This window comes from Achromobacter sp. 18P8.1.1 (assembly GCF_057799415.1).
On record NZ_JBYOKH010000009.1, the window covers coordinates 94,703 to 109,869 of the forward strand.

Below are 15,167 nucleotides of genomic sequence, written 5' to 3' on the forward strand. Positions count from 1 at the left end.
CGCTGGCGCCGCAGCCTTGCGTGCCATGCGGCCACCGCCTGTTTTTCCCGGAATCTTCGCGCCGGGAAACTGAACTCCGTGAGTGCAGCAGCCATGCCGAATAGTCCCTATTCCTCCGATAGCTCCAGTGCCGTCCGCCTGGAGGGAGTGGTCAAGAAATATCGCGGTCACGCGGTGCTTCAACAGGTGTCCCTGAAGATCGAGCGCGGGGAATTCCTGACGCTGCTGGGCCCGTCGGGCTGCGGCAAGACCACCTTGCTGAACCTGATTGCGGGCTTCGCCGACGCCGACGAGGGCGAGATCTTTATCGACGACACGCCCGTCACGGCGCTGCCGCCGTATCAGCGCCAGATCGGCATCGTGTTCCAGAACTACGCGTTGTTTCCGCACATGACCGTGGAGCGCAATATTGCGTACGGCCTGCGGATGCGGCGCGTGCCGGCCGCCGAGATCGAGAGGCGGGTGCGTGAAGCCATGGCGCTGGTAAAGCTGGATGGACTCGGCGAGCGCAAGCCGCGCGAGCTGTCCGGGGGGCAGCAGCAGCGCGTGGCACTGGCGCGGGCGTTGGTGATACGTCCGAAGGTCCTGTTGCTGGACGAGCCATTTTCCGCTCTGGACAAAAGCCTGCGCGGCGCCATGCAGGTGGAAATCCGCGATATCCAGCGCAGGCTGGGCGTGACGACGATCTTCGTCACGCATGACCAGGGCGAGGCCCTCAGCATGTCGGATCGCATCGCCGTGATGAATCAGGGCGTGATCCGGCAAGTCGCCACGCCCGACGAGCTCTACCGCAATCCGCAGGATCCGTTCGTGGCATCGTTCCTGGGCGACGTCAACATCCTGCCCGCGCACTATCACGGCACCAGCGCGGAAACCATCCAGCTGCGCCTGGGCGCGGGGCTGACGCATATTCCCCGCCAGCGCCTGGTGGGCGGGTCGCACGAGGGCCACCGGCTTGATCTCTATGTACGGCCAGAACATATCAAGCTGGAAGCCCTGCATAGCGGATCAGTCTTGAGCGGCACGGTCGTCAACCACGTGTTCCAGGGCGATCACGTGGACCTGTACCTGGATGTGCACATTCCCGTGGAAGGGCGCCAGCACGTCATGGTGCGCACCTTCGACCTGAATTGCCTGCATGAATGGCCCGTGGGCGCCGTGGCGGGCCTTGCCCTGCCCGGCCACGGGGTCAGTGTCTTCAACGCGCCGTCCTGAAGACGGCTTCACGCGATGCCCTTTCCTGGTGGTGGCGCCTGCGCAGCCGCCGAGTTTCCATTCGTCCGCGAGGCACAGTGCCATGAATCAAATTCCCGCTGAAATGCAAGCCATCATCGCCCGCGAGCCCGGCGATGCCACGGTATTGACGCTGGCCGGCAGGCCCGTCCCGGCGCCCGGCCCGGGCGAAGTGTTGTTGCGCGTGCACTCGGCCGGCATCAACCGGCCCGACATCATGCAGCGCCAGGGCGTGAGCAAGCCGGCGCCGGGCGTGACCGACGTGCTGGGGCTGGAGGCCTGCGGCGAGGTAGCAGCATGCGGGCCAGGCGTGCCGGATGCCTTGCGAGGGCAGCGCCTCATGAGCCTGCTTGCGGGCGGCGGCTATGCGCCGTGGTGCGTGGCGCGCGTGGATCATTCCCTGACTGTGCCCGACGCGCTGGACGACGCGCAAGCGAGCGCCCTGCCGGAAGGCCTGTTTACCGTCTGGCACAACCTGTTCGAACTGGGCCGCCTGCGCATGGGGGAGACCGTGCTGATCCATGGTGGCGGCGGCGGTATCGGCACGCTGGCCATCCAGATGGCGCATGCCGCGGGCGCGCGGGTCATCGCCACGGACGGCGAACGCGACCGCCTGGACGCCTTGCGCGAACTCGGCGCCGACGAGGTGATCTGCTTTCATGACACGGATTTCGTGGAAGCCTGCGCCACTTTCACGCAGGGCCGTGGCGTGGATGTCGTGCTGGATATCGTCGGCGGCGATTATGTGCGGCGCAATCTGCAGGCCCTGGCCTTCGGCGGGCGTCACGTGAGCCTTTCCTTCCTGCAGGGATCGGCCGTCACCATCGAACTGCTGACCCTGATGCAAAAGCAGTTGAGCCTGCACTCTTCGACCATGCGTCCGCAGACCGATGCTGAGAAGGCCCGGATGGCGGTTGCGCTCAGACGCCATGTGCTGCCGTTGGTGGCCGCGGGCCGTATCCGGCCGAGGATGGCGCAAAGCCTGCCCCTGGCCGAGGCCGTGCGTGCGCATCAGTTGCTGGAAAGCGGCAAGGTGTTTGGCAAACTGGTCCTCAAACCCTGACAAACGGAGAATGGATTGAAACTGCTTTATGCCCCGACGTCGCCCTTCGTGCGCAAGGTGATGGTGTGCGCGCACTTGACCGGCCAGGCCGGACAGATCGAATGGCTGGCCAGCGCCGCGCATCCGGTCAACCGCGATACGCGTATCGCGGCCCACAATCCGCTGGCCAAGGTGCCCACCCTGATCCTGCCGGACGGCAGAGCGCTCTACGACAGCCGCGTGATCTGCGAGTACTTGGCTGAGGCTGCCGGCGATACGCAGTTGTTTCCGGCGGGGCCGGCCCGCTGGGTCGCGTTGACGCGCCAGGCCCTGGGCGACGGCCTGCTGGATGCCGCGCTGCTGGCGCGTTACGAGCACACGGCCCGGCCGGCCGAGATCCAGTGGCCCCAATGGCGCGAGGCGCAGCTCGTCAAAGTCCAGGCCTGCCTTGCGGATATCGAGTCGCAGGCAGACGAGCTGCCGCGAACGCATCCGAGCATCGGCGACCTGACCCTCGCCTGCGCCCTGGGGTATCTGGATTTCCGCTTTCCTGAACTGGACTGGCGCACGGCGCATCCGCGCGCCGCAGCGTGGTTCTCCGTGTTCAACGAATTGCCTGCCATGCAGGCGACCCTTCCCCATGACGCCTGAGACTGCCTCCATGACGACGCGAAGCGCCACCACTACCTCTTCCACGGTCTGGTTTCTGAACGGGCCGAACGCCAATCTCTACGGGCTGGATGCCAACAAGACCTATGGCTCCGACAGTTTTCCCGTGCTACAGCAGCGTTGCGAAAGCAAGGCCGCCTCGCTGGGCATCCAGTTGCACTTCGTCCAGTCCAACCACGAAGGCCAGTTGGTCGACTGGATCCAGGAAGCGCGCGGCGCTGCGCAGGGCGTCATCATCAACGCGGCTGGCCTGACCTATTCGTCGGTGCCCATCCTGGATGCCTTGTTATCCTTTCCGGGCAGGATCATCGAAGTTCACATGAGCAACATCTGGCGGCGGGAAGCCTTCCGCCATCATTCCTATATTTCCAAGGCCGCGGATGGTGTCATCGCGGGGCTGGGCGGCGATGGCTACGAACTTGCCATCGAGGCCATGTCCCGCCTGATCAATCGCGGCACCTGAGGTAGACCGGCCATGCACGCATCCCCCCGTCCCGCCGTGTCGGGCGCAATGATCTTCTATAGCGATTTCGACGACTACGCGGCCTGGCGCGATGCCATGCAGGCCTGCCTGCCCGGTTTGCGCGTGGTGCACGGCAACGACGCGTACGATCCGGCCGACATCCATTACGCGTTGGTCTGGAAGGCGCCGCAGGGATTCTTCGACCGCATGAAGAACCTGCGCCTTATCGTGAATCTGGGCGCTGGGGTGGATTCACTCGTCGGCCGCGAAGACCTGCCCGCCGAGGTGCCCATCACCCGCCTCACCGATCCCAATATGGCGCGCATGATGGCGGGCTATGTGCTGTTTGCCGCCCTGCGGTATGCGCGTGACATTCCCTATTTTGAAGCGGCGCAGCGGCGGGGCGAGTGGGCCTATCGCCATCCTCGCTCGCCGGAGACGGTGCGCGTGGCAGTGCTGGGCCTGGGCGAACTGGGCGCCTGTGCGGCGCAGGAACTGTCCCGCCAGGGGCTGACCGTGCTGGGTTGGTCGCGCAGCCCGCGCGACATCGAAGGCATCGAGTGCCACGCCGGCATGGCGGCGCTGGATACCGTACTGTCGCGCGCCGACATTTTGGTGGTGATGCTTCCGCTTACGCCGCAGACGCGTGGCCTGTTGGACCGTGAGCGTCTGCAGCGCCTGCCGCGCGGCGCGGCCCTGATCAATGTGGCGCGGGGCGCGCTGGTGGACCAGGCGGCCCTGACCGATCTGCTGCGCAGCGGACATCTGGGCGGCGCGACGCTGGACGTCTTCGAGCGCGAGCCGCTGCCGCCTGGGGACCCGCTCTGGGGAATGGACAACGTGCTCATTACACCGCACCTGGCTTCGGTGGCCATTCCGGCATCGGCCGCCGGACAGATCGCCGACAACGTACTGCGAGTCAGCCAGGGCCTGGAGCCCGCCAACCGCGTCGATCCGGCGCGCGGCTATTGAAGGGCTCAGCGGGCTCGCTCGGATGTTAGAGCTTGCGGATGTCAGGGTTCTGAACCCGCCGAGGCTGCCCTGCGCCATTCCGATGCTCGCCCCGAAGCGCAGGACCACCGGGCCGAGCATCGGAATCCTGCAGTCCGGACTCCGGCGGCTCAAGAACGAACCTGGCGTCACAAAATCAAACTTCCACATTCCACCCAAAAATTCTCTAGTGGTTGTCCTCGATATTGAGAATCCTGCCCAGTCCGAGGAAGCGGTTGGCGAAGATCAGCAGGCTGGCCGTCACCACGATATACACCACCGACAACGCGGCCAGGGTCGGGTCCGCAAATTCGCGCACATAGTTGTACATCGTCACGGGAAGGGTTTGCGTGCTCTGGGTAGTCACGAACAGCGATGCGGTGAATTCGCTGAATGACATGATGGCCGCGAACAGCCAGCCGCCGAACAATCCGGGTGCCAGCAAGGGCACGGTGATTGTGAACAGGACCCGCACCGGCGACGCTCCCAGGCTGGCGGCGCTTTGCTCCAGGCGCTCGTCCAGGTTCTCCATCGAGACGTAGACGCTGCGCAGCACGAAAGGCAGGACGAGGATGACGTGGCACAGAATCACGATGCCGTAGCCACGATCGATGTTCAGCTGCGCCACCAGGATCAACAGGCCCAATCCCACCGTGAAGTGAGGGATCACCAGCGGCGAGAGCAGAATCGCCTGCAGGATGTTCTTGCCGGGAAACGCCATGCGCTTGACGGCAATCGCCAGGCCGGTGCCGATGACCAGCGCCAGCAATGACGACCAGAACGTCACCACCATGCTGGCGTGAAAGCCGTCGCGAAAGTCGGAGTAGGTGAAAACACGCTCGAACCAGCGCCAGGACCAGGCCTGCGGCGGAAACGTGAGCAAGGCTTTTTCATTGAAGGAAGCCAGCACCACCACCACGACGGGCAGCAGCACAAAGGCCAGAATCAGCGTGATCAGCACCGGCGCGCCGATACGCAGCCACAGGGGCAGGGATTTACGGAGACCCATGTCAGTGTCCTCCAATGACCTTGAGACGGCGCGTGACGCGGCCAAGCAGCATCAGCGCAATCGCCGTAAGGCCCAGGCCCATGACGCTCAGGCTGGCCGCCAGGGGAAAATTCATGGACGAGAACCCCAGCTGGTAGACCAGTGTGGAAACCGTCGGAACGCGGCCTCCGCCGATCATCTGCGGCGTGGCGAAGGCGCTGAACGTCCAGGCGAACGAGGTCGTGATGCTGGCCAGGATGCCCGGCATCGACAGGGGAAGCGTGATGGTCAGGAAAGTGCGGACCGGCCCGGCGCCCAGGCTTTCGGCGGCTTTCTCGTAATCGCGGTCGATGTGCGAGATGGCGGTAGCCAACATCAGCACGACCACCGGAACGGTAACGTGCACCAGCGCCACCAGTACGCCAAGATGGCTGAACATCAGCGCCAGCGGCGTATCGATCAGGCCCAGCTTTAGCAGCATCGAATTGATGAAGCCCGTGCTGCCCAGCACGATGATCCAGGAATAGGTGCGCACGATTTCGCCCAGGAACAGCGGCGTGATGGAGACGATCAGGATGAAAGACTTGATGTAGCGGTTTCGCACCCTGACCAGGGCATACGCCAAGGGGTACGCGACGAGCAGGGAGAAGACTGTCGTTTCCACGCTCAGGCGCAAGGTGTTGACAAAGGCATCGACGTAGATCTGCTTGCCCATACCCGAGAAGTTCGAGAGCGTCAGGCCCCCGACATCCAGCGAACCGGGAATGAAAGTGCGCAAGCTGTACTGCAGCACGGCCGCCATGGCGACGCAGATGCACAGCGCGATGAAGCTGGCCGGGGATATCAGCCATCCCCGCAGGGTGGAACGCGCATCCATGGTGGACCCATCCTTCGTGTACGGTGAAAGCACGGCGGCGCCGCGGCCCGCAAGGCCGCGAGGCCGCGGTATCGGCAATCAGTTCATGATGTTTTCGGTAAACCACTTGCGCCACTCAGCCGTCTTTTCGGCGCGCAGCTTGTCGTCGATGACGATGGCCTGGGTATCCCATTGCTGCTTGGTCGTGAAGACGCCCGGCAGCGCGGCGTCTTCGGGCGAGACCTTGGCGTCGTCGATGACGGGGCTGGCCTTCTTCGCGGCCACGATCTTGGCCTGCACTTCCGGCGACAGCGCTATGTTCATGAACTTGTGCGCCAGGTCGGCTTTGGTGCTGCCTTTCATGATGGCCATGGTGTCCACCCCCAGGACTGCGCCTTCCTTGGGCATCGCGACCTTGATCGGCACCCCCTGGCCGATCATGTAATAGGCGTTCATGGACAGCACGATCTGCACGGGCGTCTCGCCGGCGGCGATCAGTTGCTGGCTGTTGGCATCGTTGGTGTAGAAGGCCTTGAAGTTGGGCTTCAGCGCCTTGAGTTTGTCCTGGCCCTTTTCCCAGCTGCTTGCGTTGCCGCCCGAGAGCAGGGCCGAAATGTCGATGATATGGCTGGGGTCGAAATCGGGCGCGGACAGCTTGCCTTTCAGCGCCGGGTTCCAGAGATCGTTCCAGCTGTTGAAGGTGATGCCGGCGGGAACCAGGTCGGGGCGATAGCCGATGGTGTACACATACGCCCAGCTGCCGATGTGGTACGGGCTGATCTTGGCGCGATCGACCAAGTGCGAATAATTGGGGATTTTGCTCAGGTCCAGCTTCTCGTACAGACCGGCATTGACGTAGAGCCAGCCGATGTGCGATGTGGTGAACGTGATGTCGCTTTCCGGCTTGGTGGCGAGCTTGGCCTTGTTCAAGCGGTCGATGGTGCCACCCGTGATGTACTTCACCGGCACCCCTGTCTGCCGCGTGAACTCCTTGGAGATGGTCTCATCGATAAGGTCCCGGAAGCTGCCGCCCCAGGTGCTTACCACCAGGGCATCCTGCGCATGCGCCGTGCCGGCGAGGGCAGCGCCGGCAAGCATGCCCGCGCAAATAAGTTTCTTGATCATGACAACCCCTTGTCTATGTTGTTGGCTACAGAACCTGTTCGAGGAAATGCTTCAGTCGCTCACTTCTCGGCGAGGCAAAGAATTGTTCGGCGGGCGCGGTCTCGATGATTTCGCCGCACTCCATGAACACACAGCGGTCGGCCACCCTGCGGGCGAAGCCGATCTCGTGGGTGACGCAGATCATGGTGATGCCGGTCTGGGCCAGGTCTTCCATGATGCGCAGCACGGAACCGACCGATTCCGGATCCAGCGCGGACGTCGGTTCGTCGAAAAGCATGATGCGCGGCCGCAGGCAGAGCGCGCGCGCGATGGCCACGCGCTGCTGCTGCCCGCCGGAAAGCTGGATCGGATACTTGCCGGCCTGTTCGATCACATTGACCTTGGCGAGGTACTCCCGTGCGGTCTGCTCGGCCTCGGCGGCCGGCGTCTTCAAGGCGATCTTCAGCGCGAAGGTGCAGTTCTCCAGCACCGTCATGTGCGGAAAGAGATTGAAGCTCTGGAACACCATGCCCAGCTGGCGCCGGACTTGCTCCACGCTTTCCGGGCGCCGGGTGAGCGCCGTGCCATTGACGTGGATATCGCCAGAGTCGTGCTGTTCCAGATGGTTGATGCAGCGGATGAGCGACGACTTGCCGGATCCCGAAGGGCCGCAAAGGATGACGATTTCGCCGCTGGATACCTCAAGGTGGATATCTCGCAGCGCGTGGAACGACCCGTAGAACTTGTTCAATCCCGAGATGGATACCGCGGGCGCGCATTCAGAACGGACGGAGGACAACGGCGGCGTGATGCTGGACAGGATGGCAGTCATGATGGTTCGCGCTCTGAAGGACGGTCGGCCGGGCGGCTCAGACTCTGGCGAGATAGCGGTTCAACTTGCGATCCGCGATCGAGAATCCAAGACGTATGCTGTTGGTAATGCACCAGTAGATGGCCGCCGCCGTGATCAGGGGCGTGAACGGGTCATAGGTGTAGTCGAACACGGTATTGGCGGCGGCCGTCAGGTCGACCAGGGTGATGGCGCTGACGGCCGCCGTGCTTTTCACCATGATCAGCAACTCGTTCTGATAGGCGCGCAGTACATAGCGCGCGACCAGCGGAAGCCGCAGTCGAAACAGGATTTGCGCGGGCTTCAGGCCCAGGGTCTGCGCGGCTTCGATGGTGCCCTTCGGAATTGCCGCCAGCCCGCCGCGGATGATCTCCGCCATGAAGCCGGAGTGCGTCAGCGCCAAGCCCAGCCAGGCGCAGACATACGCGCTGGAAAAGACGTTCCACAGAAAGGTATCGCGCACGAAAGAGAACTGCGGCAGTCCGCTATAGATCAGATACAGCAACACCAGGCTGGGCACTCCGCGGAAAAAGCCGATGTAGCTGCTGGCGAAGAGGGCGCGCGGACCCGGGCGGAAGCTTGCCAGCGCAACCGGCAGCGCCAGCAGCAGGCCGATGACTAGCACCGGCAGCAGCACGGCGAATGTCGTGCCGGCGCCGGCCAGCAGTTTGGGCAGACTCTCCCAGGCCACCTGGAAATCAAAGTGCATGAGACGCTCCCTGGGTCACGACGGGATGGAAGCCGCGCGCGGCCCACGTTTCAACGCGACGGGCCACGTAGTAGGTCAGCCAGGTCATCAAGAGGAAGAAGAACGCCGCGAGCAGGTAGTAGACGAAAGGTTCCTTGGTCACGCCGGAGGCGAGCTTGGCGTAGGCCATGATTTCCTTCAGGCCGATCAACGAAATGAGAGCCGTATCCTTGAGGACTACGATCCACATATTGGTCATGCCGGGCAAGGCCAGGCGCAGCATCTGCGGCAGGATCACCTTCAGCCAGATGGCGCTGCGCGGCACCAGCAGCACGCGCGCGGCTTCGAACTGGCCGTGGGGCACGTTCTGGATGGCGCTGCGTATCAAGTCGGCCAGGTAGGCGCCGTACACCATGCCCAGCGCCGCCACTGCCGCCATGAAAGGCGTGATCTCGATACGCTGGCCGATGCCAAACGGCGAGAGCAGGCCGGCGACGATCTGCGAGCCGCCGTAATAGAACAGGAATCCCACCAGCAGCGAAGGCACGCCGGTGAAGATGGAGGCATACGGGATCCAGATGATCCTGGCCAGCCATGTCGGCCGTAGCGTGATCAGGGCGAAGAACGTCCCGATCGCCAGCGCCAGCAGATAGGCACAGACGGCGACCTGGATCGTCATCATCGCGCCGGTCGCGAGTTGCTGCACGAAACCCATCGAAGGCATGAGGTATTCCTATAGCCTGTTCACATTGAAAGGCGCCTTGCGCAGGCCCTGGCAAGCGTATGAAACACGCCGCCTGATCCACCGCCCTCATGGCGGGCGGCCCAGGCGGGGTGCGGGTATGCGGCTAGCGGCAGGCCGCTTCCTCGGGCAGGAGCTCCACTTCCATATAGGGTTTGCGCAGCTTGGTGAAGGTGCAGTCCTTGATGATGGTGTCCAGCGTGGCGTTCATGCGGTTGAGCAGTTCGCCGCCGTCCTTGCGGGCAATCCAGCTTGAGCCGGCTTCGCCGCCACCGGTCCACAAGTCGCCACCCGCGAATTTCCAGCCCTTGCCCTGGGGCTTGGACAGGAACTCGTTGGTCCAGCTGATCTTGGGACCCAGGCTCATGTCCAGCCGCCCGTTGGCCAGGTCTAGCCGGATCTGGTCGGGGTTGTCGTAGAACACGATCTGCACCCCGCTGCCGAACGTCTCGGACACGTATTTGGCTTGCGCCGACCCGCGTTGCAGGCCGATGCGCACGCCCTTGAGCCCTTCGGGCGTGAAGGTGTAGTTCTTCGCTTCCGGCACCACGTAGGAATCCGGATTGAACAGCACCGGGCGGCCAAACAGCACCTTTTCCTTGCGTTCCGGCAGCGGCTTGGTCTGGCTGACCACGGCGTCCAGCTTTTTCTGCAGCAGTGCTGGAATCAGGGCCTTGAAGTCCATGACGACGATTTCGCAATCGACTTTCATCCGCTTGCACATTTCGCGCGCCAGGTCGGGTTCGAAGCCCGTCAGGCGACCCGAGGGATCGACCATGCTGAACGGGGGATAACTTCCCTCGTTGCCAAGTACCAGCTTCTCGGCGTGGGCCGGCGCCAGGACGAATAACGAGGCGCTTGCGAGTGTCAGCGCCGTGATGGTTTTGTGCAGATGCATCTTTTTTCCCCTTGCTTATTGGTTATCCGCCGTGGCGAAGTGCTTACATCGTGTTGGCCTTGGTCAGGTGGGCGTTGAACAGCGACCCGTAACCGGGCTTGGCGCCTGCCGCGCCGGTAAGTTCCAGGCAGTGCCAGAACGAGGCCTGGATGGCCGAGATCACCGGCTTGCCCAGTTTCTGTTCCAGCGCCTCGATGGCCCCGGCGGTCCGGAAGTTGGTGCACGAAACGAAGATGGCGGTGGCATCGGGGTGGTCGACCGAGATCACATGGTCGTAGACCTTCTCTAGCGACACCTCGGCCAGCGCATGGTCATCCGAAATGCCCAGGCAGGCGCTCTTGACGACCTCGTGGCCGTTTTCCTGCAGAAAGCGGATGGCGCGCTCATGGATTTCCGGCAGATACGGCGTGGCCAGCGCAACCTTGCCCGCCTTCACCTGCTTCAAGGCCGCGAGCGTGGCGGTGGACGCCGTGGTGATCTGCGGCCCTGGCACCCATTGCCGCAGCTTCTGGATCAGCGCCTGGTCGTAGGCGGTGCCGTGCAGAAACGAGGCGCTGGTTCCGCCGAACAGCAACACGTCGATGGGGGCCGCGCCGGCCAGGCGCGCGGCCTGTTCGAGTTCCGGCGCGTTCATCATTTCCTCGATGCCCTGCACGGTGACCTTGGGCAGCTTGATGCGCGCGGTATGGGTGGAAACCCCCGGACCGGACATGGCCCACATTTCTTCTTCCATCACGACGCTGGAGGCGATGTAGATCAGCCCGATGCGGGCAAGATCGCCAGAGCCGTCGTAGCGGAATCGGGGGTAGGCGGTGGGTAGGGGCGTTGAGGCGGTGTTCATCCGGTTTCCCTGCAAAAAGAGGTTGCTTCGGCCAGCGAAAACCAATGATGAGAGACGGGGTCCGAGCGACCAAGTCGCCTTTTCCGTTGGCATGGATCGATTTTCCTGATGGCCGGGCGAGGCGTCCCAAGCCATGGTGAGGGCGCATTGCCGGGGGCGCCGCCCGCGTCAGGATTTCCGAGACGGGACGCCGGAAAAAACAAATAGGCTGCCGCCCCGCTTGAGCCGACCATCAGCGGGCAGGTCACGGCCTTATGCGATGCCGCTTGCCAGGCAGACGCAGGGTCCCCGGATAAACCCTAATAATGAGTCGAGCCATGAAGCACAAGCGCATACGCACCTTCAATACCAAGGCAACCTACCCGGAACAGAAACTCGACAACGATCTGTGCCAGGCCGTCGTCGCGCGCGGCAGCACCGTCTTCCTGCGCGGGCAGATCGGCCAGAACCTGGACACGTCCGAGAGCGTCTGCATCGGCGATGCCACCGGCCAGGCTGAGCAGGCGATGAAGAACATCGACATGCTGCTCAAGGAAGCCGGCGGCGAACTGCAGGACATCTGCAAGATCACGATCTACATCATCGATCCCCGTTATCGCGAGGCCGTCTATCTTGTGGTCGGCAAGTGGCTCAAGGGCGTGTTCCCCGTGTCCACCGGCATCGTGGTGTCGGCATTGGCGCGCCCCGAATGGCTGGTGGAAATCGACGCGACTGCTGTTATTCCGGATTGACGCCTCAGGAGGCCCAGGTCATGACTTTTTCGATCATTGCCCGTTGTCCGGCCACAGGCCAATTCGGCGCGGCCGTCTCATCGTCGTCACCTGCGGTCGCGGCGCGTTGCGTCCGCGCGCGCGCAGGCGTCGGCGCGGCGGTCAGCCAGAACATCACCGACCCCGCCCTTGGGCCGCTGATCCTTGACGCGATGGGCCAGGGCCTCTCACCCGAACGCGCGCTGCAGTCCCTGGCCGAACGTCCTTTCATCAGCTACCGGCAACTGATGGCCATCGACGCCACGCAGGCGCCGGCCATCTTCACCGGGTCGAACGCGCTGGGCCGCCTGGCCAGCGCGAAGGGCGAGCACGCCGCGTGCGCGGGCAATATGCTGGCGTCGCTGGATGTGCCCGCCGCCATGCTGTCGGCGTTCGAGAAGACGCCGGGTTCGCTGGCTGAACGCCTGATGCAGGCCATGCTGGCGGGGCAGGCGGCGGGCGGCGAAGAGGGGCCGGTGCATTCGGCCGGGCTGCTGGTGGTGGCGGAGCTGGATTGGCCTATCGTCGACCTGCGCATGGACTGGGTGGAGCAATGCCCCGTCGAGACGCTTTACGAGGCCTGGAAGGTCTATGAGCCCCAGATCCAGGACTACGTTACCCGCGCCCGGGATCCGCGCGCCGCGCCAAGTTTTGGCGTGCCTGGCAATCTGTGACAGGCTGTGGAAGTTGGCGAGTGCGAGAAAACCCGAGGAGCGTCCTGCCCGCTGTCCGGGCATAGTGGGACACTTTTCCTCGGTGCGGCGCATGCCGGCGCCGGGCCACGGTGACGGTCCGCCAGCCGGAACGCCATCTCCCTCCAGCCTGCTCCTGTTTTCTCACTTCGGACTATGCTCAATCGCATTTCGCTGCGCCAGATGGAGTACTTCGTCGCCACGGCCAAGCATGGCAGTATCGCCGCGGCATCCAGCCAGATCCACATTTCGGCGCCTTCGATTTCGGCCGCCATCGCACATGTCGAAACCGAGTTGGACGTGCAGTTGTTCGTCCGGCATCCGTCCAAGGGCCTGGCCCTGACGGTGCTAGGCCAACAGGTCATGAGCGAATGCGAAGACCTGCTCGACCGCGCGTCCCGCCTCTACAAGATCGCGTCCGTCTCCAGCAATGCGATCCAGGGCGCCTTGCGCGTGGGCTGCTTTCAGTCGCTCACGGCCATGATTGCGCCCGAGGTGATCTTCGGCTTCGCGCGTGCATTCGACAAGGTCGAGCTGCATATGGTCGAAGGAGACCAGCAGTTGCTGATCGACAAGCTGCATACGCTGGAGATCGACGTCGCGCTGAGCTACGACCTGAGGCTGGGCGACGAGATATCGTTCGAGGCACTGGCGCGCCTGCCGCCGCATGTGGTGGTCAGCGAACTGCATCCGCTTTCGCAGCAGATCGCGGTGACGCTGGAGGACCTGGCCCGCCTGCCCATGGTGTTGCTGGACCTGCCTTTAAGCCGTGACTACTTCATGTCCCTGTTCGCGAAGGTCGGACTTGAGCCGAACATCGTGGCGCGTTCGCGCTCGGAGGAAGTGGTGCGGTCCATGGTGGCCAACGGGATCGGCTATGCCTTGTTCAACGTGCGGCCAAAGTCCACGCAAGCGCTGGATGGCAAGCGGCTGGTACGGCTGCGCCTCGTGGGTGAACACCGCCCCATGCTGCTAGGCCTGACGACCTACAAGCCGATGAAGCCGTCGCGCCTGACCGAGGTGTTCATGCAGCGCTGCCGCTCCTATATCTCGGATCAATACATTCCCGGCATGAGCGAAGGCAGTTTCTTCGATCCTTACGTGCTTCCCGAAAACAAATGAACGGACGGCGCGCCCCGCCGCCTTCCACAGTCTTGCAGGCCCATGTCATGAACAAACCGACTCCGGACAACAGTCCAGACCTATTGCGCGAATTGCTCGCGTTCCAATCCGTCACGCTGACGCCGAACATCGAACTCATCGAGCGTGTGCGGGAATTGCTGGCGCAGGCCGGCATCGCGTCCACGCTGGTGGCGGACCCGCAGGACGCCGGGCGCAGCAATCTGTACGCGTCCGTGGGCCCACTGGATGTGCCCGGCATCCTGCTCTCGGGCCACACCGATGTGGTCCCCGTGACGGGCCAGCCCTGGACCTCGCCGCCCTTCGAGGCAACCCTGCGCGATGGGCGCATTTATGGGCGGGGCAGCGCAGACATGAAGGGCTTCGTCGCCTGCGCCGTGATGGCCATGATCCGCGCCGCCCGCCAGCCGCTTGCGCGTCCCTTGCATCTGGCGCTGTCGTTCGATGAGGAAATCGGCTGCGTGGGTGTGCGCCATATGCTGCGGGCGCTGGAACACATGGAACCGGCTCCGCTGCTCTGCGTCGTGGGTGAACCCACGCTGATGAAGATCGGCACCGGCAACAAGGGCAAAGCGGCCTACCGGGCCTTGTGCTGCGGCCAGGCGGGCCACTCGGGGCTGGCGCCCCATTTTGTCAATGCCATCCACACGGCCAGCGATCTGATCAGCGCCTTGCGCGACGTGCAGCACGACCTTGCCGAACGCGGGCCGCGCGAGCCCGGCTATGACGTGCCGTACACGACAGTGCATGCGGGCACTATCAAGGGCGGCACGGCGCTGAACATCGTGCCCGCAGAATGTGAAGTCAATTTCGAGATCCGCAACGTCGCGCAGGATGACCCGAACCAGATCCTGGAGCGGGTGCTGGCGCTTACCAGAACGAAAATGCGCGCCGCGGGCGCCCGGCCCGATGCCGAGCCGCCCCAGGTCACGACCGTCAATACCTATCCCGGCCTTGCCACGGCGGACGACTCGGAGGCCGTCACGCTGCTGGCCTCGTGGCTGCCGCCGGACACGCCGCTCGTCAAAGCCGCTTTCGGCACCGAGGGCGGGTTGTTCCAGCAGCTGTGGGCGCAGACGTCGGTGCTGATCTGTGGACCGGGCAGCATCGAAGTGGCGCACAAGGCCGACGAGTACGTCGAGCTATCGCAGCTGGAAGCGTGCGATGCCATGATGGAGAAGCTGACGCAGTATCTGATGGCGTAAAGCCGGGATCCGGATCT

General features: G+C 63.8%; 17 protein-coding genes. 9 read left to right on the forward strand and 8 right to left on the reverse strand.

Annotated features, from left to right (window positions below):
* Window positions 1-93: 93 nt before the first annotated feature.
* The 5 genes from AC27VE_RS08660 to AC27VE_RS08680 all read left to right on the forward strand — a co-directional run bounded on the left by AC27VE_RS08660 (window position 94) and on the right by AC27VE_RS08680 (window position 4,379).
* Window positions 94-1,215: an ABC transporter ATP-binding protein gene (locus tag AC27VE_RS08660; protein ID WP_488703601.1), complete on the forward strand. Its 1,122-nt coding sequence runs from the start codon at window positions 94-96 to the stop codon at window positions 1,213-1,215.
* An 82-nt stretch (window positions 1,216-1,297) separates the two neighbouring features.
* The gene (locus AC27VE_RS08665) at window positions 1,298-2,296 is read left to right on the forward strand and encodes an NAD(P)H-quinone oxidoreductase (RefSeq protein ID WP_488703602.1); all 999 of its coding nucleotides are present in this window, start codon (window positions 1,298-1,300) and stop codon (window positions 2,294-2,296) included.
* 15 nt (window positions 2,297-2,311) lie between these two features.
* Window positions 2,312-2,926, forward strand: a complete 615-nt coding sequence (locus AC27VE_RS08670; RefSeq protein WP_006227648.1) for a glutathione S-transferase — start codon at window positions 2,312-2,314, stop codon at window positions 2,924-2,926.
* Window positions 2,927-2,936: 10 nt separating this feature from the next.
* Window positions 2,937-3,407 (forward strand): type II 3-dehydroquinate dehydratase, encoded by a 471-nt coding sequence (locus AC27VE_RS08675; protein ID WP_424624987.1) that lies wholly within the window; start codon window positions 2,937-2,939, stop codon window positions 3,405-3,407.
* Between the two features lie 12 nt (window positions 3,408-3,419).
* Window positions 3,420-4,379: a 2-hydroxyacid dehydrogenase gene (locus AC27VE_RS08680; protein WP_488703603.1), complete on the forward strand. Its 960-nt coding sequence runs from the start codon at window positions 3,420-3,422 to the stop codon at window positions 4,377-4,379.
* 205 nt (window positions 4,380-4,584) lie between these two features.
* On the opposite strand, the gene AC27VE_RS08685 is transcribed toward AC27VE_RS08680, so the two are convergent.
* The 8 genes from AC27VE_RS08685 to AC27VE_RS08720 all read right to left on the reverse strand — a co-directional run bounded on the left by AC27VE_RS08685 (window position 4,585) and on the right by AC27VE_RS08720 (window position 11,364).
* Window positions 4,585-5,406: an ABC transporter permease gene (locus tag AC27VE_RS08685; RefSeq protein WP_424624989.1), complete on the reverse strand. Its 822-nt coding sequence runs from the start codon at window positions 5,404-5,406 to the stop codon at window positions 4,585-4,587.
* A gap of 1 nt (window position 5,407) precedes the next feature.
* Window positions 5,408-6,262 (reverse strand): ABC transporter permease, encoded by an 855-nt coding sequence (locus tag AC27VE_RS08690; RefSeq protein ID WP_006227652.1) that lies wholly within the window; start codon window positions 6,260-6,262, stop codon window positions 5,408-5,410.
* Window positions 6,263-6,340: 78 nt separating this feature from the next.
* On the reverse strand, window positions 6,341-7,366 hold the full coding sequence (locus tag AC27VE_RS08695; protein ID WP_488703604.1) for an ABC transporter substrate-binding protein: 1,026 nt from the start codon (window positions 7,364-7,366) through the stop codon (window positions 6,341-6,343).
* A gap of 25 nt (window positions 7,367-7,391) precedes the next feature.
* Window positions 7,392-8,177 (reverse strand): amino acid ABC transporter ATP-binding protein, encoded by a 786-nt coding sequence (locus AC27VE_RS08700; RefSeq protein ID WP_088589341.1) that lies wholly within the window; start codon window positions 8,175-8,177, stop codon window positions 7,392-7,394.
* 37 nt (window positions 8,178-8,214) lie between these two features.
* The gene (locus AC27VE_RS08705; RefSeq protein WP_006227655.1) at window positions 8,215-8,904 is read right to left on the reverse strand and encodes an ABC transporter permease; all 690 of its coding nucleotides are present in this window, start codon (window positions 8,902-8,904) and stop codon (window positions 8,215-8,217) included.
* On the reverse strand, window positions 8,894-9,607 hold the full coding sequence (locus tag AC27VE_RS08710; protein WP_280029717.1) for an ABC transporter permease: 714 nt from the start codon (window positions 9,605-9,607) through the stop codon (window positions 8,894-8,896). The genes AC27VE_RS08705 and AC27VE_RS08710 overlap by 11 nt, the downstream gene beginning before the upstream one ends.
* A gap of 124 nt (window positions 9,608-9,731) precedes the next feature.
* Entirely contained in the window at window positions 9,732-10,523 is a 792-nt protein-coding gene (locus AC27VE_RS08715) for a transporter substrate-binding domain-containing protein (RefSeq protein ID WP_424624991.1), read from the reverse strand.
* 43 nt (window positions 10,524-10,566) lie between these two features.
* Complete coding sequence (locus tag AC27VE_RS08720) at window positions 10,567-11,364, reverse strand: maleate cis-trans isomerase family protein (RefSeq protein WP_488703605.1); 798 nt, start codon at window positions 11,362-11,364, stop codon at window positions 10,567-10,569.
* A 317-nt stretch (window positions 11,365-11,681) separates the two neighbouring features.
* Between AC27VE_RS08720 and AC27VE_RS08725 the strand changes: the two genes are divergently transcribed.
* The 4 genes from AC27VE_RS08725 (at window position 11,682) to argE (ending at window position 15,150) form a co-directional block, all read left to right on the forward strand.
* On the forward strand, window positions 11,682-12,095 hold the full coding sequence (locus tag AC27VE_RS08725) for a RidA family protein (protein ID WP_006227659.1): 414 nt from the start codon (window positions 11,682-11,684) through the stop codon (window positions 12,093-12,095).
* A gap of 20 nt (window positions 12,096-12,115) precedes the next feature.
* Window positions 12,116-12,787 (forward strand): DUF1028 domain-containing protein, encoded by a 672-nt coding sequence (locus AC27VE_RS08730; RefSeq protein ID WP_488703606.1) that lies wholly within the window; start codon window positions 12,116-12,118, stop codon window positions 12,785-12,787.
* A 174-nt stretch (window positions 12,788-12,961) separates the two neighbouring features.
* On the forward strand, window positions 12,962-13,927 hold the full coding sequence (locus tag AC27VE_RS08735; RefSeq protein ID WP_006227661.1) for a LysR substrate-binding domain-containing protein: 966 nt from the start codon (window positions 12,962-12,964) through the stop codon (window positions 13,925-13,927).
* A gap of 47 nt (window positions 13,928-13,974) precedes the next feature.
* On the forward strand, window positions 13,975-15,150 hold the full coding sequence (argE, locus tag AC27VE_RS08740) for an acetylornithine deacetylase (RefSeq protein WP_488703607.1): 1,176 nt from the start codon (window positions 13,975-13,977) through the stop codon (window positions 15,148-15,150).
* Window positions 15,151-15,167 lie beyond the last annotated feature (17 nt).